This window comes from Pseudomonas sp. BCRC 81390 (genome assembly GCF_030341915.1).
Classification (GTDB): domain Bacteria; phylum Pseudomonadota; class Gammaproteobacteria; order Pseudomonadales; family Pseudomonadaceae; genus Aquipseudomonas.
In genome coordinates, this window is record NZ_JATAAG010000025.1 from 94988 (window position 1) to 115774 (window position 20787).

At 63.3% G+C, this 20787-nt stretch carries 19 protein-coding genes and 1 pseudogene; 9 read left to right on the plus strand and 11 right to left on the minus strand.

The genetic code is table 11. The annotated features are described in order from the left end of the window. Positions 1 to 217 precede the first annotated feature (217 nt). The 4 genes from QSV36_RS11235 to QSV36_RS11250 form a co-directional block, all read right to left on the minus strand. Positions 218 to 853, minus strand: coding sequence for a TetR/AcrR family transcriptional regulator (locus QSV36_RS11235; RefSeq protein WP_289131655.1), 636 nt, complete (start codon positions 851 to 853; stop codon positions 218 to 220). After that, positions 853 to 2430, minus strand: a complete 1578-nt coding sequence (gene gshA / locus QSV36_RS11240; RefSeq protein WP_289131656.1) for a glutamate--cysteine ligase — start codon at positions 2428 to 2430, stop codon at positions 853 to 855. Before gshA ends, QSV36_RS11235 begins: the two co-directional genes overlap by 1 nt. A 153-nt stretch (positions 2431 to 2583) precedes the next feature. Beyond that, complete coding sequence (locus QSV36_RS11245; RefSeq protein WP_289131657.1) at positions 2584 to 2967, minus strand: PaaI family thioesterase; 384 nt, start codon at positions 2965 to 2967, stop codon at positions 2584 to 2586. Further along, a complete protein-coding gene (locus tag QSV36_RS11250) occupies positions 2967 to 5291 on the minus strand; it encodes a Tex family protein (protein WP_289131658.1) in 2325 nt (774 codons plus the stop codon). Before QSV36_RS11250 ends, QSV36_RS11245 begins: the two co-directional genes overlap by 1 nt. A 216-nt stretch (positions 5292 to 5507) precedes the next feature. Here QSV36_RS11250 and ompR point away from each other — a divergent pair, with 216 nt between their 5' ends. Next, positions 5508 to 6248, plus strand: coding sequence for an osmolarity response regulator transcription factor OmpR (ompR, locus tag QSV36_RS11255; protein WP_170027818.1), 741 nt, complete (start codon positions 5508 to 5510; stop codon positions 6246 to 6248). A 13-nt stretch (positions 6249 to 6261) separates the two neighbouring features. Continuing rightward, positions 6262 to 7575 (plus strand): ATP-binding protein, encoded by a 1314-nt coding sequence (locus QSV36_RS11260; RefSeq protein WP_289131659.1) that lies wholly within the window; start codon positions 6262 to 6264, stop codon positions 7573 to 7575. 116 nt (positions 7576 to 7691) lie between these two features. Here the strand turns inward: QSV36_RS11260 and rimK are convergent, their stop codons facing one another. Continuing rightward, positions 7692 to 8597, minus strand: a complete 906-nt coding sequence (rimK, locus tag QSV36_RS11265; RefSeq protein WP_013970455.1) for a 30S ribosomal protein S6--L-glutamate ligase — start codon at positions 8595 to 8597, stop codon at positions 7692 to 7694. Continuing rightward, entirely contained in the window at positions 8594 to 9076 is a 483-nt protein-coding gene (gene rimB, locus QSV36_RS11270) for a retropepsin-like aspartic endopeptidase RimB (RefSeq protein ID WP_420831029.1), read from the minus strand. Before rimB ends, rimK begins: the two co-directional genes overlap by 4 nt. Positions 9077 to 9185: 109 nt before the next feature. Between rimB and QSV36_RS11275 the strand changes: the two genes are divergently transcribed. After that, positions 9186 to 9587: an RNA-binding S4 domain-containing protein gene (locus QSV36_RS11275; RefSeq protein WP_016714465.1), complete on the plus strand. Its 402-nt coding sequence runs from the start codon at positions 9186 to 9188 to the stop codon at positions 9585 to 9587. 27 nt (positions 9588 to 9614) lie between these two features. Here QSV36_RS11275 and QSV36_RS11280 read toward each other — a convergent pair whose 3' ends face one another. Further along, entirely contained in the window at positions 9615 to 10409 is a 795-nt protein-coding gene (locus tag QSV36_RS11280; protein WP_289131660.1) for a phosphatase PAP2 family protein, read from the minus strand. 121 nt (positions 10410 to 10530) lie between these two features. On the opposite strand from QSV36_RS11280, the gene hslO reads away from it, so the two are divergent. The 3 genes and pseudogenes from hslO to QSV36_RS11295 all read left to right on the plus strand — a co-directional run bounded on the left by hslO (position 10531) and on the right by QSV36_RS11295 (position 13741). Then, on the plus strand, positions 10531 to 11430 hold the full coding sequence (hslO, locus tag QSV36_RS11285; protein ID WP_289131661.1) for an Hsp33 family molecular chaperone HslO: 900 nt from the start codon (positions 10531 to 10533) through the stop codon (positions 11428 to 11430). 179 nt (positions 11431 to 11609) lie between these two features. Next, positions 11610 to 13146, plus strand: a pseudogene (locus tag QSV36_RS11290) (phosphoenolpyruvate carboxykinase). Positions 13147 to 13300: 154 nt separating this feature from the next. After that, positions 13301 to 13741: an acyl-CoA thioesterase gene (locus tag QSV36_RS11295; protein WP_289131662.1), complete on the plus strand. Its 441-nt coding sequence runs from the start codon at positions 13301 to 13303 to the stop codon at positions 13739 to 13741. Positions 13742 to 13796: 55 nt separating this feature from the next. On the opposite strand, the gene QSV36_RS11300 is transcribed toward QSV36_RS11295, so the two are convergent. The 3 genes from QSV36_RS11300 to fdhD all read right to left on the minus strand — a co-directional run bounded on the left by QSV36_RS11300 (position 13797) and on the right by fdhD (position 17871). Then, entirely contained in the window at positions 13797 to 14279 is a 483-nt protein-coding gene (locus QSV36_RS11300) for a YMGG-like glycine zipper-containing protein (protein ID WP_225780021.1), read from the minus strand. Positions 14280 to 14692: 413 nt separating this feature from the next. Next, positions 14693 to 17038: an FdhF/YdeP family oxidoreductase gene (locus tag QSV36_RS11305; protein WP_289131663.1), complete on the minus strand. Its 2346-nt coding sequence runs from the start codon at positions 17036 to 17038 to the stop codon at positions 14693 to 14695. A 5-nt stretch (positions 17039 to 17043) separates the two neighbouring features. Next, a complete protein-coding gene (gene fdhD, locus QSV36_RS11310) occupies positions 17044 to 17871 on the minus strand; it encodes a formate dehydrogenase accessory sulfurtransferase FdhD (protein ID WP_289131664.1) in 828 nt (275 codons plus the stop codon). Between the two features lie 190 nt (positions 17872 to 18061). On the opposite strand from fdhD, the gene lysM reads away from it, so the two are divergent. Further along, positions 18062 to 18502, plus strand: coding sequence for a peptidoglycan-binding protein LysM (gene lysM, locus QSV36_RS11315; protein WP_289131665.1), 441 nt, complete (start codon positions 18062 to 18064; stop codon positions 18500 to 18502). A 50-nt stretch (positions 18503 to 18552) separates the two neighbouring features. Here lysM and yrfG read toward each other — a convergent pair whose 3' ends face one another. Then, the gene (gene yrfG / locus QSV36_RS11320) at positions 18553 to 19215 is read right to left on the minus strand and encodes a GMP/IMP nucleotidase (protein WP_289131666.1); all 663 of its coding nucleotides are present in this window, start codon (positions 19213 to 19215) and stop codon (positions 18553 to 18555) included. A 64-nt stretch (positions 19216 to 19279) separates the two neighbouring features. Here yrfG and nudE point away from each other — a divergent pair, with 64 nt between their 5' ends. After that, positions 19280 to 19846: an ADP compounds hydrolase NudE gene (gene nudE / locus QSV36_RS11325; protein WP_110637846.1), complete on the plus strand. Its 567-nt coding sequence runs from the start codon at positions 19280 to 19282 to the stop codon at positions 19844 to 19846. After that, the gene (cysQ, locus tag QSV36_RS11330; RefSeq protein ID WP_289131667.1) at positions 19843 to 20661 is read left to right on the plus strand and encodes a 3'(2'),5'-bisphosphate nucleotidase CysQ; all 819 of its coding nucleotides are present in this window, start codon (positions 19843 to 19845) and stop codon (positions 20659 to 20661) included. Before nudE ends, cysQ begins: the two co-directional genes overlap by 4 nt. Positions 20662 to 20787 lie beyond the last annotated feature (126 nt).

Consider the following 20787-nt stretch of genomic DNA (forward strand, 5'->3'; position numbering starts at 1 on the left):
GCCATTGCCCAGGGTTTTTCGAGCGGCTACCAACAGGTTGCCCATACCCGACAGTTGGCGGTCGAAACCGACACGGTCGGCCAGGTCGAGTGTTTCCAGGGTAGCAGCAGGAGGGACTTTTGAGGTGTGCATCAAACAAGGTCTCTTTGAGGTCGCGCGTACGCAGAAACCTCATTGAAACCACTTTGATGTGCTATCCGGCCGTAGATATGTCTGCTCAGGCGCCGATGCGCCTTGGCAGAAACGGCGGCAGGTAGAGCGCCAGATAAGCCTCGAACACGCGCATACCTTCTTCTGCCATGCGCGGGGTGATTTGTTCGAACAGCTGTATCGAGCGCGCGTAGACGCGGTCGCTCAGTTCCATGGCCAAGGCGAAGACATCCACATCGCTCGGCATCGCTGGCAGCTGGAAGTGACGGCTGAACAAGCTTTGCAGAAGCTCGCCCAGCTCCATGTCGTGCAGCCTGTCGGCTTGGACCACTTCGCTCAGACCATGCTGCGCCAGGATCAACTGCCGCGCTGCGGCATCTTCGTTATAGACGTCGAGCATGCGCCGTTCGATCAGCCGCGAGAGCTGGTGCCAGGTCTCGAAGGCGCTGCTGTCGATCGGTGCGCTCAAGGCCTCGCGAAAGGCTCGGTGTACATCGGCGGTCAAGGCTTCCAGCAATGCGGGAACACTGGCGAAGAAATGGTAGACCGAGGAAGGCGGGATCTGCGCCCGCTCTGCCACGCTATAGATCGAAAGCGCCGCCACCCCTTGCTTGGCCAGCAGCTCGCGGGCGGCCGCCAGGATCGCCTCGATCCTCGCCTGGCTGCTGGCGCGTGGCTTGCGCGGGGTAGCGGTGCGGGTCATCAGTTACTGATCGCCAGGATGCTGGCCTGGTAAGCGCCGACGAACAGGTCGAAGTCGCCGACTTCCTGCTGTTCCAGGCGCGATTGCTCGACCAGCGAGTCGCGAGCGAGGGTTTCGAAGGCCTGCTGGCGCGCGACCGGCAGTGGCTGCTCACGGAAGGTTTCGGCATGGATGCGGCTCTGGCGCAGGGCGAACTTGACGAAACTTTCGTCATGCTCGGTCATGCGCGCCAGGACTTGCGCCGATGGGGTCAGCGAGGCGTCGTCGACTTTGGCCTGCTGGGCGTCCAGGGCCTTGGCGTGTTCTTCACCGCCTTGCGCCTGGTCGAGCAGGTCGGCCAATTGGCGGATGCGCCCGATCAGTTCGCTGGCCCAGTCCTTCAGGCTGATCGCCTGGCCATTGCGCTGCAGTTCCAGGCCCGGGCGACGGCCTTCCTTGACCACGGTCAGGAAGTTGCTGGTGCACTGGCCGCACTCGCCGTTATCCAGTTGCGGGCTGTCCTCCAATGCGCAGAACAGCAGGAATGCATCCAGGAAGCGCGCTTCGGTAAGGTCGATGCCCACCGGCAGGAACGGGTTGATGTCGAGGCAGCGTACTTCCACATACTGCACGCCGCGCGAGGTCAGGGCCTGGATTGGCCGCTCGCCGGTGTAGGTGACGCGCTTGGGGCGGATGTTCGAGTAGTACTCGTTTTCAATCTGCAGGATGTTGGTGTTCAGCTGTACCCACTCGCCGTCCACGTGTGTGCCGATTTCAACGTACGGCGGGTAGGGCGTGCCCACCGCCTTGCGCAGGCTGTCGGTGTAGCTGGCCAGGTTGTTGTAGCACGGTGTGAGGCCCGCCTGGGCGTTGCTCTGGTAGCCCAGGTCGCTCATGCGCAGGCTGGTGGCATAGGGCAGGTACAGGGTTTCGGCGTCGAGCTCTTCGAGTTGGTGCGGGCGGCCACGCAGGAAGCCCTTGTCCAGGGCTGGCGAGGCGCCGAACAGGTACATCAACAGCCAGCTGTAACGGCGGAAATTGCGAATCAGCGCGATGTAGGCCGACGACTGGTAGTCGCGGTCGCTTTCGCTGCTGCCTTCGGCACTGCGCAGCAGAGGCCACAGCGCCTCCGGCAGCGAGAAATTGTAATGGATACCGGCGATGCACTGCATGGTGCGGCCGTAGCGCAGGGCCAGGCCCTTGCGGTAGACGTGCTTGAGCTTGCCGATGTTGGAGCTGCCGTATTCGGCGATCGGGATGTCTTCCTCGGCCGGTAGCGTGCACGGCATCGATGGGCTCCACAGGTATTCGTCGCCCAGCTTGCTGTAGACGAAGCGGTGGGTTTCTTCGAGGCTCTCGAGCACCTTGGCCGGGTCGGACAGCGCCGGAGTGATGAACTCCAGCAGCGACTCGGAATAATCGGTTGTGATCTGTTCGTTTGTCAGCGCCGACCCCAGGGCTGGCGGATGTGGGGTCTGGGCCAGGCGACCTTCGTCGGTCACGCGCAGGCATTCACGCTCAATACCGTGCAGGCACTGCTTGAGCAGGGGAAGATTGGCGCCGAGCAGGCTCAGGCGGCGGTTGAGGAGGTCGCTCAAGATGTATTCCTTCACGCGTCAGTCGCCCCAATATGGGGGTAGAGATAACGGTCTACAAGGGTAGGAAGAAAGGAACTGGCGTTGTCGCCTGGTTTACGCGGTTCCAGCAGTGCCAGCGCACTGCTGAAAATACCGCACATTCCGCTTGGTGGGCTAGAGAACCGCGAAGGTTCCTTGCGCTTTCGCCACCAGTTTGTCGCCCTGGGCTACGTCGGCGTCGACCACCAGGGTGCGCCGGCCGGCATGCAAGACGCGGGCGGTGCACAGCACTTCGCCATCGCTGACGGCGCGCATGTAGTTGATCTTGCACTCGATGGTCACGCTTTGCTGGTCAAAACCATGGCTGGCCGAGCAGGCCAGGCCCATGGCAATGTCCACCAAGCTGAAGATGGCCCCGCCGTGCAGCTTCTGGCCCCGGTTGCGCAAGTGCGGCCCGAGGGCCAGGGCTACCTCGGCAACACCTGGCTCCAGGTGTTGCAGGCGGCAGCCGAGCAGCTGGCTGAAGGCGCTTTCGACGTATTCGCCTGGAACGTCCATCACTTCTTCTTCAACTGCTTGGCGTTGGCGAACAGCGCGGCCATGGCATTGTTGGCTGGGGCGGCAGTGGCGGTTTCGCGCTGGCGCGGTGCCTGCTGCTGGCGGTTGGCGCCGCTGCCACGGTTGCCGCCGCGATTGCCTTCGACCTTCTCGCCCGGGGTGTCACTCATGCGCATGGACAGGCCGACGCGCTTGCGCGGGATGTCCACTTCCATCACCTTGACCTTGACCACGTCGCCGGCCTTGACCGCCTCACGCGGGTCCTTGACGAACTTTTCCGACAGCGCCGAAATGTGCACCAGGCCGTCCTGGTGCACCCCGATGTCGACGAAGGCGCCGAAGTTGGTGACGTTGGTCACCACGCCTTCGAGGATCATGCCTGGTTCCAGGTCCTTGAGGTCTTCGACGCCGTCCTGGAAGGTGGCGGTCTTGAATTCCGGACGCGGGTCACGGCCAGGCTTGTCCAGTTCCTGCAGGATGTCGGTGACGGTTGGCAGGCCGAAGGTTTCATCGGTGAATTGCTTCGGGTCCAGGCGCTTGAGGAAGCTGCTGTCACCGATCAGCGAACGGATGTCGCGGCCGGTGTCGGCGGCAATACGCTGCACCAGTGGGTAGGCTTCAGGGTGCACTGCGGAGGCGTCCAGCGGGTTGTCGCCGTTCATCACCCGGAGGAAGCCGGCGGCCTGTTCGAAGGTTTTCTCACCCAGGCGGCTGACTTTTTTCAGCGCCGCGCGGGTCGCGAACGGGCCGTTGGCGTCGCGGTGGGCGACGATGTTCTGCGCCAGGGTGGCGTTGAGGCCGGAAATACGGGTCAGCAGTGCCACCGAGGCGGTGTTGACGTCGACACCCACGGCGTTCACGCAGTCCTCAACCACCGCGTCCAGGCCACGTGCCAGCTTTACCTGGGAGACGTCGTGCTGGTACTGGCCGACGCCGATGGATTTCGGGTCGATCTTCACCAGCTCGGCCAGCGGGTCCTGCAGGCGGCGGGCGATGGAAACAGCGCCACGGATCGACACGTCGAGGTCCGGGAACTCGCGGGCAGCCAGTTCCGATGCGGAGTACACCGAAGCGCCAGCTTCGGAGACCATGACCTTGGTAATCTTCAGTGCTGGATACTTCTTGACCAGTTCGGCCACCAGCTTGTCGCTTTCGCGGCTGGCGGTGCCGTTGCCGATGGCGATCAGCTCCACCGAATGCTTGGCGCACAGCGCGGCCATGATGGAGATGGTGCGGTCCCAGTCGTTCTTCGGCGCGTGCGGGTAGACCGTGGTGTGGTCCAGCAGCTTGCCGGTGGCATCGACCACGGCGATCTTGCAGCCGGTGCGCAGGCCCGGGTCGAAGCCCAGGGTCGCGCGCGGGCCGGCCGGGGCGGCCAGCAGCAGGTCGTGCAGGTTGTGGGCGAAGACATTGATCGCCTCGCCTTCGGCGTTGTCGCGCAGTTCGCCGAACAGGTCGGTTTCCAGGTGGGTGTACAGCTTGACTTTCCAGGTCCAGCGCACCACTTCGCCGAGCCACTTGTCGGCCGGGCGGTTGCGGTTCTCGATGCCGACGTGGTTAGCGATCATCAGCTCGCAGGGGTGCAGGGTGCCAGGCAGTTCTTCGCCAACCTTGAGCGAGGCGCTCAGCACGCCCTCGTTGCGCCCACGGAAAATCGCCAGGGCACGGTGCGACGGCGCGTTGCGCAGCAGTTCGTCATGGGCGAAGTAATCGCGGAACTTGGCACCTTCCTCTTCCTTGCCGGGCACCACGCGGGCGCTGAGCACGGCTTCCTGCTTGAGGAACCTGCGCAGCTTGTCGAGCAGGGCGGCATCCTCGGCGAAGCGCTCCATGAGGATGTACTTGGCGCCTTCCAGCGCCGCCTTGACGTCGGCCACGCCTTTGTCGGCGCTGACGAAGCGTGCGGCTTCGCTTTCCGGGGCCAGGTCGGGGTTGTTGAACAGGCCATCGGCCAGCTCGCCGAGGCCGGCTTCCAGGGCGATCTGGCCCTTGGTGCGGCGCTTCTGCTTGTATGGCAGGTAAAGGTCTTCGAGGCGGGTCTTGGTGTCGGCCAGCTTGATCTCGCGGGCCAGTTCCGGGGTCAGCTTGCCCTGCTCCTCGATGCTGGCCAGGATGCTGGCGCGGCGCTCGTCGAGTTCGCGCAGGTAGCGCAGGCGCTCTTCCAGATGGCGCAGCTGGGTATCGTCCAGGCTACCGGTCACTTCCTTGCGGTAACGGGCGATGAAGGGCACGGTCGAGCCTTCGTCCAACAGGCCCACGGCCGCCTCGACCTGCTGGGGGCGTACGCCCAGTTCCTCGGCGATACGGCTGTTGATGCTGTCCATGTAAACCACCTGACATTGATGAATACGGGGGCGCCTGTGGGTCTTTCGCCCGGCGGCGCTGGATGAAAGCCGCGCATTATACCCATCGCAACCGCCTTGCGGTGATGGCGCCCGGCCAGCCGGAACTGGCGCCGGGGGAAAAATCTGCTAACAATGCTCACGCAACGTGCAGCAATGGCTACGCCATAATGCGCGGCGATACCAGAGGAGTAATTCATGACCGGCACGCCAAACACCGCTGAAGGTGAAAAGATTCTCATCGTCGACGACGACCCGGGGCTGAGCAGCCTCCTGGAACGTTTCTTCGCCAGCAAGGGCTACCGTGCCCGCGCGGTGCCCAATACCGAGCAGATGGACCGCCTGCTGCAGCGCGAGGTGTTCAACCTGGTCGTGCTCGACCTGATGCTGCCCGGTGAAGATGGCCTGTCGGCATGCAAGCGCCTGCGCCAGCAGAACAACCAGATCCCGATCATCATGCTTACCGCCAAGGGCGACGAGCTCAGCCGCATCAAGGGCCTGGAACTGGGCGCCGACGACTACCTCGGCAAGCCGTTCAACCCGGACGAACTGATGGCCCGGGTCAAGGCCGTGCTGCGCCGCCAGGCCCCGAGCGTGCCGGGGGCGCCGGGCAGTGAAGACGAGTCGGTCACCTTCGGCGATTACGAGCTGTCGCTGGCCACCCGCGAACTCAAGCGTGGCGACGAGGTGCACATGCTGACCACCGGTGAGTTCGCCGTGCTCAAGGCGCTGGTCATGCACGCACGCGAGCCGCTGACCCGCGACAAGCTGATGAACCTGGCCCGTGGCCGCGAATGGGATGCGCTGGAGCGCTCCATCGACGTGCAGATTTCGCGCCTGCGCCGCATGATCGAGCCGGACCCGTCCAAGCCGCGGTATATCCAGACTGTCTGGGGCGTGGGCTACGTGTTCGTGCCGGACGGGAACGCCGGCAAATGATCCCTCGCCATTGATGAAGACACCGCTGTGGTTTCCGCAAAGCTTCTTCGCCCGCACGTTGTGGCTGGTGCTGATCGTCGTCCTGTTCTCAAAGGCCCTGACCCTGGTCTACCTGTTGATGAACGAGGACGTGCTGGTCGACCGCCAGTACAGCCACGGTGTCGCGCTGACCTTGCGTGCCTATTGGGCTGCCGACGAAGAAAACCGCGACAGGATTGCCGAAGCGGCGGGCCTTATCCGGGTTACCGGCTCGGGGGTGCCCGAGGGCGAGCAGCACTGGCCCTACAGTGAAATCTATCAACGGCAGATGCAGGCCGAGCTGGGCGATGACACCGAGGTGCGCCTGCGTATCCACGCGCCCCCTGCGTTGTGGGTCAACGCGCCCAGCCTGGGGCCCGGTTGGCTGAAAGTGCCGCTGTATCCGCACCCGCTGCGGGGGCAGAAGATCTGGAACGTGCTGGGCTGGTTCCTGGCCATTGGCCTGCTGTCCACCGCCTCGGCGTGGATCTTCGTGCGCCAGTTGAACCAGCCGCTCAAGCGCCTGGTATTCGCCGCTCGCCTGCTCGGCCAGGGGCGCAGCGTGCGCCTGCCGATCAGCGATACGCCCAGCGAGATGACCGAGGTGTACAAGGCCTTCAACCAGATGGCCGAGGATGTCGAGCAGGCCGGGCGCGAGCGCGAGCTGATGCTGGCCGGGGTGTCCCACGACTTGCGCACACCGCTGACGCGCTTGCGCCTGTCGCTGTCGTTGTTGAACAGTGACAGCGAGCTGAGTGAAGACATGGTCCGTGATATCGAGGACATGGATGCGATCCTCGATCAGTTCCTGGCCTTCATTCGCGATGGCCGTGACGAACCGCTCGAAGAGGTCGACCTGGCCGACCTGGTGCGCGAGGTGGTGGCGCCTTACAACCAGCCGGAAGAACGCGTACGCCTGTGCCTGGAGCCGATTCCGCCGTTCCCGCTGCGCCGGGTTTCGCTCAAGCGCATGCTCGGCAACCTGATTGGCAACGCCTTGCACCATGCCGGCAAGGGGGTGGAGGTGGCCGCTTATGTATCGGGCGACGAAAGTGCGCCGTACGTGGTGCTGAGCGTGCTGGATCGCGGTACGGGCATCGACGAGTCGGAGCTGGAAACCATCTTCAACCCGTTCATCCGCGGCGACCGGGCGCGCGGTGGCAAAGGCACCGGGCTGGGGCTGGCGATCGTCAAGCGGATCGCGGCGCAGCATGGCGGCAACGTGGAGCTGCGCAACCGCTCTGGTGGTGGGATCGAGGCGCGGGTGCGCTTGCCGTTGGGGTTGCTACTGCCGCGCAATGCTGTGTGAGTCTGGTTGGCGGTTCCGGCCCTATCGCCGGCAAGCCAGCTCCACAGCTATTCCGATGGCCGAAGGTTGTGATGCCCCTGTGTGCTTGCCGGCGATAGGGCCGGTACAGGTCTCAATCAGCCTTTACCCTTGGTCCGGGTCTGGTTAGGCCCGCCATTTTTCTCCAGATGCTCGATGATCATCGCCGCCACGTTCTTGCCGGTGGTCACCTCGATGCCCTCCAACCCCGGCGACGAGTTCACCTCCATCACCAGTGGCCCATGGTTGGAACGCAGGATATCCACACCCGCCACGCTCAGCCCCATCACCTTAGCCGCGCGGATGGCGGTCATGCGTTCTTCCGGCGTGATCTTGATCAGGCTGGCCACCCCGCCACGGTGCAGGTTGGAACGGAACTCGCCGGGTTTGGCCTGGCGCTTCATCGAGGCGATGACCTTGTCGCCGACCACGAAGCAGCGGATGTCCGCACCGCCAGCTTCCTTGATGTATTCCTGCACCATGATGTTCTGCTTCAGGCCCATGAACGCCTCGATCACCGACTCGGCCGCCTTGGTGGTTTCGCACAGCACCACGCCGATGCCCTGGGTGCCTTCCAGCACCTTGATCACCAGCGGAGCGCCGTTGACCATCTGAATCAGGTCGGGGATATCGTCCGGCGAGTGGGCGAAGCCGGTAATCGGCAGGCCGATGCCACGCCGCGACAGCAGCTGCAGTGAGCGCAGCTTGTCCCGCGAGCGGGCAATCGCCACCGACTCGTTGAGCGGATATACGCCCATCATCTCGAACTGGCGCAGCACTGCGCAGCCATAGAAGGTCACCGAGGCGCCGATGCGCGGGATCACCGCATCGAAACCTTCCAGCGGCTTGCCGCGGTAGTGGATCTGCGGCTTGTGGCTGGCAATGTTCATGTAGGCCCGCAAGGTATCGATCACCACCATTTCGTGGCCCCGCTGGGTTCCGGCTTCGACCAGGCGGCGGGTGGAATACAGACGCGGATTGCGCGACAGCACAGCGATCTTCATGCAGCACCTGTGACAGGGGAAAGGGTGGCCGGGAAGGCCGGTTTGTCTTGTACGTATTTCAGCCCGGGGTTGACCACCAACTGGCCGTGGATCAGTGCCTTGGAACCCAGCAACAGGCGGTAACGCATGTTCTTGCGGCAGGCCAGGGTGAACTCCACCTCCCACACACCATCGCCCAAGGCCAGTGACGTGCGGATGACATAGCGGGTCTGGGCCTGGCCGTTGGAGCTCTTGATGGTCTTCATGGTCACCAGCGGTGCCTCGCAGCGACGGTGGCGCAGTTGCACCACCGAACCCAGGTGGGCAGTGAAGCGGACCCAGGGCTGGCCGTCGCGCTCGAACGGTTCGATTTCGGTGGCATGCAGGCTGGAGGTGCTGGCACCGGTGTCGATCTTGGCACGCAACCCGGCCACGCCAAGGTCGGGCAGGGCTACCCACTCGCGCAGGCCAATCACTGTCAAATGGTCAAATGTCTTCACGAAACGCACCCTGCTGATGAGGTGTTGAACTGTAAGCACGGCGGGGATTTTTTGCATCCGCTCGTTACGGTAGTACAGTTCGATGAAACACAGCGTTCGAGGTAACGGGATGGCACAAAAAGCCGAAGACGATGACAAGGTCCGCCTGGACAAATGGCTGTGGGCGGCTCGCTTCTACAAGACTCGCGCCCTGGCCAAGGCAGCGATCGAGAGTGGCAAGGTGCATTGCCGGGGCGAGCGCTGCAAGCCGGGCAAGGAGCCGCGGGTTGGCGACGAGTTCGTGCTGCGCACCGGGTTCGACGAGCGCACGGTGGTGGTGAAGGCGCTGTCGGTGGTACGGCGTGGGGCGCCGGAGGCGCAGACCTTGTACGAGGAGACCGAAGAGAGTGTGCGTCGGCGTGAGCAGGCGGCGGAGATGCGCAAGGCAGGGGCCATGGGGGTGACGACCGATGGCCGGCCGACCAAGAAGCAGCGGCGGCAGATTCACCAGCTGCATGGCAGTTTCGATTGAAAGGGGCTGCGCAGCAGCCCCATGGCCTTAACGGGTGACGGCCATCCGTCCGATCAACGGTAATTTGCTCAACAGGTTGAACAACGGCGCTGTCCAGCGCATCAGCGCCGCACTGCCCTTGGCCGCCAGCGGCGTGTAGTAGCTCCAGCCCAACGCCAGCACGGCCATCAGCAACCCGCCAATGTAGTCATCCTGCCCCCAGTGCGCACCGGCCACCAGGCGCGGCAGCATGAACAGCAGCGCCAGCCCCCAGATAACCAGATACTGCACCAGGCGCCGGCTGAACACGTTCATGAACAGTGCCCAGATCAACAGCACCGAGGCGTGGTCGCCGGGGAAACTGTTGCTGGAGCGGTCCTTCAGCTCCCAGGCCTTTTCCAGGTTCGGATAGTAATCGCTCAGGTGCACGACGTTGTCGAATACCATCGAGGGGCTATCGTGTTGCCAGCCCATTGCGTTTACCCACTTGGAAAACAGCGCGCGAATCACCACTAAGAGGATCAGCGTGACCAGAAAGCCGAAGAAGGCTTGGCGAACCTGCGCTGCCTTGAATACCCAGTCGCCACGAATCAGCACTGCCAGCAGGATCAGGCCAACGACGATGTCGAACGGACGCAGGCTGCCGACCGTCCAGATGTAGCGCCAGCTGGCATTGTCGGCCAGCGGTGCATTCAGGCTGCGGAACAGCCATTCGTCGAAAGTCAGACACAGGATCTGGCCAACGGGCCATAACCAGAAACACAGTAGAACGATGGGAAGCAGCGTACAGGCTGCCAATGGCCCGAAGGACCACCTTGCTTGGAACAGTGGTGGATTATCCATAAAATACCTCTATTGCAAACAGGACGCGGAGCGCGTCGTAAGCGCTCTATAACGGGGTTCTCGCTTGTTTTTCGACAACCCTTGTAACCATTTTGTCATTATTCTCAGATAGCCAAAACCTATGAGCGACTTGCCTGATACCGATTTCACCCAACGTTTCATCTTCGACGAGCGCGATGTGCGCGGCGAGTGGGTGTCTCTCGATGACAGCTACGCCGCGGTGCTGGCACGTCATGAATACCCGCAGCCAGTGCAGGCTCTGCTCGGTGAGCTGATGGCCGCCACTGCCTTGTTGGTGGGGGCGCTGAAGTTCGATGGCCTGCTGGTTCTGCAGGCGCGTTCGGCGGGGCCGATCCCGCTGCTGATGGTCGAATGCTCCGGTGACCGCGATATCCGCGGCATGGCCCGCTACGAAGCGGACCAGATCCCGGCCGCTGCGACCTTGTCGCAGCTGATGCCCGACGGTCACCTGACCCTGACCATCGACCCGGTCAAGGGCCAGCGCTACCAAGGCACTGTCGACCTCGATGGCAGCAGCCTGTCGGAGTGCTTCACCAATTACTTCGTGCAGTCGCAACAGCTCAATACCCGTTTCTGGCTGCATGCCGAAGGCGGCAAGGCCCGTGGTCTGCTGCTGCAGCAACTGCCGCGCGATCGCCAGCCCGACGACGAAGAGCGCGAAGAAAGCTGGCAGCACGTGGTGGCCCTGGCCACGACGCTAAAGGCCGAGGAATGGGCGCTGGACAACGAAACCCTGTTGCACCGCCTGTACCACGAAGATGCCGTGCGCCTGTTCGACATCCAGCCGCTGCGCTTCAATTGCAGCTGCTCTCGTGAACGTTCCGGCAATGCGCTGGTCAGTCTGGGCGAGCAAGACGCCAAGGCGTTGGTGGAGGAGTGCGGCGGGCAGGTCGAGATCGATTGCCAGTTCTGCAACGAGCGCTATTTCTTCGACGCCAGTGACGTGGCGCAATTGTTTGCCGGTGGCGGCACGGACGTAGCCTCAGAAACTCGTCACTGAAACGTTTAACTACAGGATAATCTCCTGTCGAATTGCGCAAAAGCGCAGTTCTGACAGGAGGGGCCTACTTTTTTTGGGCGTTTCTGGCATAATCCGGCCACTTTTTTCGCTGTAGTAGTTTTTTCGAGACAACTACAAAACGTTTGGAGCACTCGGCCTCGGGCCGGATGGGGTATCTCATGACGCAAGCCAACAACACCGTGTACACCGACCTGAGCGTCGATGAGCTGGTAAAAGAAGCGCTGCAACGCGGTGAAGGCGTACTAGCCGATACTGGCGCACTGGTCGTGGAGACTGGTCACCGTACTGGCCGTTCGCCGGCGGACCGTTTCATCGTCGAAGAACCTTCCACCCAGGACGCCATTGCCTGGGGCCCGATCAACCGCAAGTTCCCGGCCGACAAGTTCGATGCCCTGTGGGACCGCGTCGAGGCGTTCAACAACGCCCAGGATCACTTCGTTTCCTACGTTCACGTAGGGGCGGCTGCCGAGCACTACCTGCCGGTGAAGATGACCACCCAGACTGCCTGGCAGAACCTGTTCGGTCGTTGCCTGTTCATCAACCCGGAGCAGTACAACCCGGCTGGCCGCAGTGAGTGGCAGATCCTCAACGTGGCCAACTTCGTCTGCGAGCCTGAGCGTGACGGTACCAACTCCGACGGTTGCGTGATCATCAACTTCGCCCAGAAGAAGGTGCTGATCGCTGGCATGCGCTACGCCGGCGAAATGAAGAAAGCCATGTTCTCGGTGCAGAACTTCCTGCTGCCGGCTGCCGACGTACTGCCGATGCACTGCGCTGCCAACATCGGCGAAGCCGGCGACGTGACCCTGTTCTTCGGCCTGTCCGGCACCGGCAAGACCACCCTGTCGGCCGACGAAAGCCGTTACCTGATCGGTGACGACGAGCACGGCTGGGGCGAGGGCGTGGTGTTCAACATGGAAGGCGGCTGCTACGCCAAGTGCATCGACCTGTCCGAGAAGAACGAGCCGGTCATCTGGAAAGCCATCAAGCACGGTGCAGTGCTGGAAAACGTCGTGCTCGACGCCAACAAGCATGCCGACTACACCGACGTCAGCCTGACCCAGAACAGCCGTGCGGCCTACCCGCTGGAGCACGTGGCCAAGCGTTCCGAAGCGAACCTGGGCGGCGAGCCGAACGCAGTCATCTTCCTGACACCTGACCGGTGTTTTGCCGCCGGTGTCGATCCTGAACAACGAGCAGGCGGCCTACCACTTCCTGTCCGGCTACACCGCGCTGGTCGGTTCCACTGAAATGGGTTCGGGTGGCGGCATCAAGTCGACCTTCTCCACCTGCTTCGGCGCACCGTTCTTCCCGCGTCCGGCTGGCGAGTACGCTGAGCTTCTGATCAAGCGTATCAATGGCTTCAACTCCAAGGTCTACCTGGTCAACACCGGCTGGACCGGTGGTGGCTACGGCGTTGGCAAGCGCTTCAGCATTCCGACCACCCGTGCGGTGATCGCTGCGATCCAGAGCGGCGCGCTGGTCGGTGCCGAAACCGAGCACCTGGACATCATCAACCTGGACGTGCCGAAGGCTGTTCCGGGCGTTGAAACCGAACTGCTCAACCCGCGCACCAACTGGGCTGACAAGGCGGCCTACGACGAGGCTGCCAAGGGCCTGGCCAAGCTGTTCATCGAGAACTTCAAGAAGTTCGACGTATCCGACGCCATCAAGGCTGCTGGTCCGCAGCTGTAAGCTGCAGCCGGTTGCAACGAAAAGCCGCCCCTCGGGGCGGCTTTTTTGTTACTCCCGGCTGGCAAGCGCCTCTACAAAGGGCCAGCACCAGCAGCGGAAATCGGGTTTTTCTGTTTCACTGTCAGCATCCATCGCGAAGACAAGAGCCAGCCAGATGACCGAAGCCCCCCAGCGCACTGCCTTCTCCCATTTCCACCCCATCCTCACCCGTCCTCAGGACAACGACGTCAACGGCCACATCGCCGGTGCCACCGTGCACGGCTTCTTCGAAACCGCAATCCAGGGGTTCCTCGTCGAACAGGTCGAACTGGACCTGCGCGACGGCGAGCTGGCAGCCTTCGTGGTCAGTTCCGCAGCGGATTTCTATGCGTTGCCGGGCTTTCCGGATGTACTGGAAGTCGGGTTGGGAGTGGCGCGCCTGGCGGGCAGTACGGTGCAGTACCGCCTGGCGCTGTTCCGTCCGGGCGAGCCGGAGGCCTGTGCGGCAGGGACGGTGGTGCAGGTGTTCATCGAACGCGCCAGTGGACGGCCTGTAACGCTGCCAGAGACGTTGCAGGTGATCCTGTCCGGCGTCACGCTGGAACTGCAGGCATGAAAAAGCCCCGCTGGCAGGGGCGGGGCTTTTGTCGCCGGGGCAGGGGCCCCAGGCATTAGTCGCGCCAGTGGCGCTTGTGCTTGCGGTGACCGTAGTGGTGGCCACGGTCCCAGTGACGGCGGTCGTCATCATAGCCACGACGGTAGCGGCGGCCATCGTGGTAATCATCTTCGTCGGCTTCCTTGCCCAGGTAGTTACCCAGTGCGCCACCGGCGCCACCGCCGGCTGCTGCGCCAATGTAGCTACCGGTAGTGCCGCCTACCGAGCGACCGACTACGTTACCACCTGCCGCGCCCAGCGCGCCGCCGATTGCGGCCTCGCCACGCTGGCGTTTGTCGGCACCCAGGGCGCCACCCGCTGCGCCGCCCAGACCCGCACCAATGGCGCCGCCTGTGCTACCGCCGATGGAGTTGCCCACGACAGAGCCCAGTACCCCACCCAATGCGCCGCCAATGCCGGCTTCGGTGGTGCCGCCTGCCATGGCAACGCCGCTGAGCAAGCTGAAAGACAACAACAATATCGAGGAGTACTTCTTCATCAAGAGAGCCTCATAGGGATGACGAGGCGAATTTGAGGCTAACAAGCCCGCCTTGCAATGGAAATCCGACGAGTAACACGAGTTGTACACAATTCTCTAAGTTGCTGTATTTACAGTGAAACTTTATCGATTTTTCGCTGTCTGAGACTTTTATGACGAAGCCCTGAACCGCACTGGAACAGGGCTTTTTCGTTTTTGGCGGTGGGGCTCCTGGCCTCTTTGCGGTTATAGCCGATTCCACGGAAACACCACTTCTCAGGTTTGTAATTTTCCCTGTAGGGGTATCAGCCGCGATCATTGGTGCCCATCCATCGCGCCGCCTGTTTTGCGGATAAATCCGCTCCTACACACTCGGCTTCGACTTGACGCTGCACCTGTACAGGCGGCTTTGGCCGTGAACAGGCCGACGCAGTCTAGAGGATTCGCCCGTCGCCCTGCGCCCGCTCCAGCTTGATGGCAATGAACTTCGAGGTCGGTGTGTAGCTGCCATCACCAACGCTCTCCAGCGGCACCAGCGGGTTCACCTCTGGGTAATAAGCCGCCGCCTGCCCGGCCGGGATGTCGAAGGCCAGCAGGGTGAAGCCCTGCACCCGGCGTACATGCCCATCACCCCACAACGACACGATGTCGACCTTCTGCCCTGGCTGGAAGCCCAGGCGGAGGATATCGGCTTCGTTGGCGAACAATACTTCGCGCTGGCCGCGCACACCGCGGTAGCGGTCGTCCAGGCCGTAGATGGTGGTGTTGTACTGATCGTGCGAGCGCATCGATTGCAGGATCAGGTCGGGCAGTTGGCCGCTGGCGGCCACACGCGCGTCGAGCAGGGTGTCGGGCAGCAGGTTGGCCTTGAAGTTGGCCCGGCGGGTACTGGTTTTCCACTCGCGGCTGGCGGCGCTGTTGCCCAGGTAGAAACCGCCCGGCTGGCGCAGGCGCTGGTTAAAGCCGCTGAAGCCGGCAATGGTATCGCCAATCAGGTCGCGGATGCGGTCGTAATCGGCCACCAGCCAATGCCAGTCCACCGGGGTCTTGCCCAGGGTCGCGGCGGCGATGCCGGCGACAACCGCCGGCTCCGAGCGCATCTGCGGTGACAGCGGTTTCAGCTGGCCATTGGATGCGTGGACCATGCTGAACGAGTCCTCCACGGTCACCGCCTGTGGCCCATCGGCCTGCAGGTCAATGTCGGTCCGCCCCAGGCACGGCAGGATCAGCGCCTGCTTGCCATGCACGAGGTGGCTGCGGTTGAGCTTGGTGCTGATGTGCACGGTCAGTTCGCAGTTGCGCAGCGCCTGGGCAGTGCGCTCGGTGTCTGGCGTCGCCTGGGCGAAGTTGCCGCCCAGGCCGATGAATACCTTGGCCCGGCCGTCGAGCATGGCGTGGATCGCCTCGACGGTGTTGTGGCCATGGTGCCGTGGTACGGGGAAGCCAAAGCGCTTTTCCAGGGCATCGAGCAGCGCCGCTGGGGGGCGCTCGTTGATGCCCATGGTACGGTCACCCTGCACGTTGCTATGGCCGCGCACCGGGCACAGGCCCGCGCCCGGCACGCCGATATTGCCGCGCAACAGCTGCAGGTTGACGATTTCCTGGATGGTCGGCACCGAATGGCGGTGCTGGGTGATGCCCATCGCCCAGCACATGATTACCCGTTTGCCACGGCAATACATGCGTGCAGCCAGTTCGATATCGGCCAGGGACAGGCCGGACTGCGTCTGGATCTGTTGCCACGGGGTAGCGTCCACCACCGCCAGGTAGTCGTCGACACCCTGGCCATGCTCGGCGATGAAGGCGTGGTCGAACACCGCCGGTTCGCCCTTGGCCTGGGCTTCGCGCTCCCACTGCAGCATGAACTTGGCCATGCCGCGCAGCATCGCCATGTCGCCGCCCAGGGCTGGGCGGAAGTACGCGGTGTTGGTCGGGCGGTCGCTGTTGGTCAGCATTTCCAGCGGGTGCTGGGGATGCTGGAAGCGCTCCAGGCCACGTTCCTTGAGCGGGTTGACGCACACCACCTGGGCACCGCGCTTCACCGCGTCGCGCAGCGGGTCGAGCATGCGCGGGTGGTTGGTGCCCGGGTTCTGGCCCCAGACGAAGATCGCATCGGCGTGTTCGAAGTCGTCGAAGGTGACGGTGCCCTTGCCCACCCCGACGCTTTGCGCCAGGGCCACACCACTGGCTTCGTGGCACATGTTCGAACAGTCCGGGAAGTTGTTGGTGCCGTAGGCGCGCACGAACAGCTGGTACAGGTACGCCGCTTCGTTGCTGGCGCGGCCCGAAGTGTAGAACTCGGCCTGGTCAGGGCTGGCCAGCTTGTTCAGTTCGCGCCCGATCATGGCGAAGGCGGCATCCCAGCTGATCGGCAGGTAGCGGTCGCTGGGGGCGTCGTAGACCATGGGTTCGGTCAGGCGCCCCTGATATTCGAGCCAATAGTCGCTCTGGCCCAGCAGCGAAGTGACGCTGTAGCGGGCAAAGAAGGCTGCATCGACGCGGCGCTTGGTCGCTTCCCAGTTCACCGCCTTGGCGCCGTTCTCGCAGAACTTGACCATACCGCTTTCCGGCGAGTCGCCCCAGGCGCAGCCTGGGCAGTCGAAACCGCCGTTCTGGTTGGTCTTGAGCAGCGCGCGAATGTTCTTCAGCGCGTTGTCGCTGCCGACCCAGGCCTTGGCCACGCTGCGCAACGCACCCCAGCCACCGGCGGGGCCGTGGTAGGGCTTGTAGCGAGGGGGGGAGGCTGGGGCGTTTTCCGGGAATTGCTGGTACGAGGTCACGACTGTTACGACTCCGCCGCAGGGCTGTAGACCCGCGGTGCGCTGTGCTTGGGCAGATGGATGAGGTTGAGGTTGTGTTTGCGTGCCCATTGCAGGGCAAGGCCGGTCGGCGCCGACAGGCTGACCAGGGTCTGGATACCGGCACGCAGCACCTTCTGGATCAGCTCCAGGCTGCAGCGGCTGGTGACGATGGCCAGGCCGCCCTGGCTGTCGATGCCCTGGCGCAGCAGTGCACCGATCAGCTTGTCGAGGGCGTTGTGCCGGCCGATGTCTTCGCGGCCGAGCAACAGTTCGCCGTTGCGGTCCATGAACAGCGCCGCATGCACCGCGCCGCAATGCTGGCCAAGAGGTTGGAAGGCATCGATGCGTTCCCGCAGCCCGGCCAGCCATTGCGCTGGCGGCAAGGGGGCGCCAGGCAGCTCGGCCAGGTCCGGCAATGCCTGCTCCAGCGCTTCGACTCCGCACAGGCCACAACCACTGGTACCGGCCAGCTGGCGGCGCTGGTTCTTCAGGTTCCAGAATGCACGGCTGGAAATCTCCAGGTCGGCATACAGCGCCGAGCCACTGCCAGAGAGTTTCAGGTCGTAGATTTCCGCAGTACCTTCGACAATACCGCTGCCGACGCTGAAGCCGACCGCGAAGTCCTCCAGGTCGGTGGGGCTGACCAACATCACCGCCTGGTTCAGGCCGTTGTAGGCAATGGCCAGGGCCACTTCTTCGGCCAAGGGGGTGCTGTCGCGTCGGGCGTCGTTGAGCTGGACGTAATCGTAGGTGTTGCTGGCTGCGGGCATGGACAAGGGCGAGGCCGCGCAGAGCGGAGGCTTGCTTTTCATCGGGGCTGGTTGTTCACCGGAGCTATCGGCAGCTATCAGATAGCACAAGCCTAGGCGGGCGGGCTGGCGGCGTCTAATCGCTAGGGTCTATGCCTTGATAGAGCGCGTCGATGGCAGATGCAGGTGGGGGCGGCGGAGTCTTCGCCTAGACTTCACTGTCCAACGGTTTCACGTCAACAAGGAGAGTGTCATGAGTCTGTTCAGTTTTGTGAAAGAAGCGGGCGAAAAGTTGATCGATCTACTGACCCCGGGTAATGCCAACGCCGAGCAACAGCTGAAAAAGCACGTGGAAAGTGTCGGCCTGGGTAACCCGAACATCAAGGTCACGGTCGAGGGTGACAAGATCATCCTCCAAGGCGAAGTGGCCAGCCAGGAGGAAAAGGAGAAAATCATTCTGGCGGCGGGCAACATCAGCGGTGTCGCCAGTGTCGATGACCAGATCACCGTAACCGGCCCGGTGGCGCAGGCGGCGCGGTTCGTGACCGTGGAGAAGGGCGACACGCTGAGTGCCATCTCGAAGAAGGTGTACGGCGACCCCAACAAGTACCAGAAGATCTTCGAGGCCAACAAACCGATGCTAAAGCACCCGGACAAGATCTACCCGGGGCAGGTGCTGCGTATTCCTGACTGATCTCTACAGCCGGTAGCGGCCTCTTCGCGGGCATACCTGCGAAGAGGCCCTCACAGGCCTGCCAGCAGCTCCCGGTAATCCTCGACTGCGGCAAACTCTTCGGTATCCCGTGGCCCCGCCTGGCTATCGGGCTGGCGCACCGCCAGCAGATGCTCCACGCCAAAGCGCCGCGCACTACGCAGGATAGCCAGGGTGTCATCAATGAACAGGCTGCGTTCCGGTGCAAAGCCGATATCCGCCTGCAAGGCATCCCAGAACTGCGGGCTCTCCTTCGGGTAGCCATAATCATGCGAGCTGATCAGCCGCTCGAAATACGGCGCCAGCTCCACCCGCTCCAGCTTCAGCGACAGTGAGTCCCGGTGCGCATTGGTGATCATCACCACGCGCTTGCCGGCCTTGCGAATGGCCGCCAGGAACGTGTCGGCATCCGGGCGCAGGGCAATCAGGTCGGCGATTTCCCGTTTCAGCTCGCGAATCGGCAAGCGCAGCTCGCGGCTCCAGAAGTCCAGGCAATACCAGTTGAGCGTACCGGCATTACGTTCGAACAGCGGCTGCAGTTCCATTTCCGCCATGGCCCGGCTTACCCCGTGCAGCTCGGCATAGCGCTGGGGCAGATGGTCCAGCCAGAAGCGGTTGTCGTAATGCAGGTCGAGCAGGGTGCCGTCCATGTCCAGCAGGACAGTATCGATGGCAGACCAGGGAAGAACAGGCATGGGAAATTCTCGTTCAGTCGGCAAGCCACGGTATAGTAACCCGTTCACGCCAAGGAGCCGCCCCATGCGCCAGAAACCCACTGTCCTCAGCCGCGAAATCGTCGCCAGCAGCCGCCTGTTTCGCGTCGAAGCCGTGCAATTGCGCTTCAGCAATGGCACCGAGCGCACCTACGAGCGCCTGGTGGGGCGTGGCAATGGCTACGGCGCGGTAATGATCGTGGCCATGCTCGACGCCGAGCATGCCGTGCTGGTGGAAGAATACTGTGGCGGCACCGATGAATATGAGCTGTCGTTGCCCAAGGGCCTGATCGAGCCGGGCGAGGACGTGCTGGCGGCAGCCGACCGGGAGCTCAAGGAAGAGGCCGGTTTCGGTGCGCGCCAACTGGAGCACCTGACCGAGCTGTCGCTGTCGCCCGGCTACATGAGCCAGAAGATCCAGGTGGTGCTGGCCAGCGACCTGTACGAGGAGCGCCTGGAGGGCGACGAGCCGGAGCCGATGCGGGTCGACAAGGTCAACCTGCGCGAGCTTTCGGCCTTGGCCATGCACCCGCAGTTCACCGAGGGCCGTGCCCTGGCGGCGCTGTACCTGGCCCGAGACCTGCTGATCCAGCGGGGGCTGCTGGAAGCATGAACGACCTGCAACTGATGCACCAAGTGGTCAAGCTGGCGCTGAAGGCCGGCGAGGCGATCCTGCCGTTCTGGCGCGCCGATGTGGCCGTGACCAGCAAGGCTGACGATTCGCCGGTGACGGCCGCCGACCTGGCGGCGCACCGGGTGCTCGCTGATGGCCTGCTGGCGCTGGCGCCGCAGATTCCGCTGCTGTCCGAAGAAGACTGCAATATCCCCTTGGCCGAGCGCCAGCGCTGGCAGCGCTGGTGGCTGGTCGACCCGCTGGATGGCACCAAGGAGTTCATTGCCGGTAGCGAGGAATTCACCGTCAACATCGCCCTGGTGGAAAACGGCGAGGTGGTGTTTGGTGTGGTGTCGATGCCAACCAATCGGCGCTGCTACTTCGGTGGCCGTGGGCTGGGCGCCTGGCGTGCGCAAGCCGGTGAAGCCGCTGAGCCAATCCAGGTACGCAATGCACCGCCACTGGGTGAGCGCTTTACCGTGGTCGCCAGCCGTCGGCATTCCAGCCCCGAACAGGAAGCGCTGTTGGCCGGGCTGGGTGCTGCGCTGGGTGAGCTGGAGCTGGCCAACATTGGCAGTTCGTTGAAATTCTGCCTGTTGGCGGAAGGTAGCGCTGATTGTTATCCGCGCCTGGCGCCGACCTCGCAGTGGGACACGGCGGCGGCCCAGGGGGTGGTGGAAGGCGCCGGGGGCGAGGTGATCGGGCTGGATGGCTTGCCGTTCCGCTACCCGCCGCGGGAGTCGTTGCTCAACCCGCATTTCCTGGCGTTACCGGCCAATGCGCAATGGCGCCAGGCCTTCCTGAGCCTGATCTGACCCCATTACACGATCGTGTAGGAGCGGCCTTGTGCCGCGAAAGGGCCGCAAAGCGGCCCCAGCAATTCAGGCGGCGGAGCTGAAACCTTGGCGCCGCGTTGCGGCCCGATCGCGGCACAAGGCCGC

Bases quoted from the DNA above. Each gene is read 5' to 3' on its own strand.
- QSV36_RS11235 (WP_289131655.1), bottom strand. From the start codon at position 853: ATGACCCGCACCGCTACCCCGCGCAAGCCACGCGCCAGCAGCCAGGCG.
- QSV36_RS11245 (WP_289131657.1), bottom strand. From the start codon at position 2,967: ATGGACGTTCCAGGCGAATACGTCGAAAGCGCCTTCAGCCAGCTGCTC.
- QSV36_RS11250 (WP_289131658.1), bottom strand. From the start codon at position 5,291: ATGGACAGCATCAACAGCCGTATCGCCGAGGAACTGGGCGTACGCCCC.
- ompR (WP_170027818.1), top strand. From the start codon at position 5,508: ATGACCGGCACGCCAAACACCGCTGAAGGTGAAAAGATTCTCATCGTC.
- QSV36_RS11260 (WP_289131659.1), top strand. From the start codon at position 6,262: ATGAAGACACCGCTGTGGTTTCCGCAAAGCTTCTTCGCCCGCACGTTG.
- rimK (WP_013970455.1), bottom strand. From the start codon at position 8,597: ATGAAGATCGCTGTGCTGTCGCGCAATCCGCGTCTGTATTCCACCCGC.
- QSV36_RS11275 (WP_016714465.1), top strand. From the start codon at position 9,186: ATGGCACAAAAAGCCGAAGACGATGACAAGGTCCGCCTGGACAAATGG.
- QSV36_RS11280 (WP_289131660.1), bottom strand. From the start codon at position 10,409: ATGGATAATCCACCACTGTTCCAAGCAAGGTGGTCCTTCGGGCCATTG.
- hslO (WP_289131661.1), top strand. From the start codon at position 10,531: ATGAGCGACTTGCCTGATACCGATTTCACCCAACGTTTCATCTTCGAC.
- QSV36_RS11295 (WP_289131662.1), top strand. From the start codon at position 13,301: ATGACCGAAGCCCCCCAGCGCACTGCCTTCTCCCATTTCCACCCCATC.
- QSV36_RS11300 (WP_225780021.1), bottom strand. From the start codon at position 14,279: ATGAAGAAGTACTCCTCGATATTGTTGTTGTCTTTCAGCTTGCTCAGC.
- fdhD (WP_289131664.1), bottom strand. From the start codon at position 17,871: ATGAAAAGCAAGCCTCCGCTCTGCGCGGCCTCGCCCTTGTCCATGCCC.
- lysM (WP_289131665.1), top strand. From the start codon at position 18,062: ATGAGTCTGTTCAGTTTTGTGAAAGAAGCGGGCGAAAAGTTGATCGAT.
- yrfG (WP_289131666.1), bottom strand. From the start codon at position 19,215: ATGCCTGTTCTTCCCTGGTCTGCCATCGATACTGTCCTGCTGGACATG.
- nudE (WP_110637846.1), top strand. From the start codon at position 19,280: ATGCGCCAGAAACCCACTGTCCTCAGCCGCGAAATCGTCGCCAGCAGC.
- cysQ (WP_289131667.1), top strand. From the start codon at position 19,843: ATGAACGACCTGCAACTGATGCACCAAGTGGTCAAGCTGGCGCTGAAG.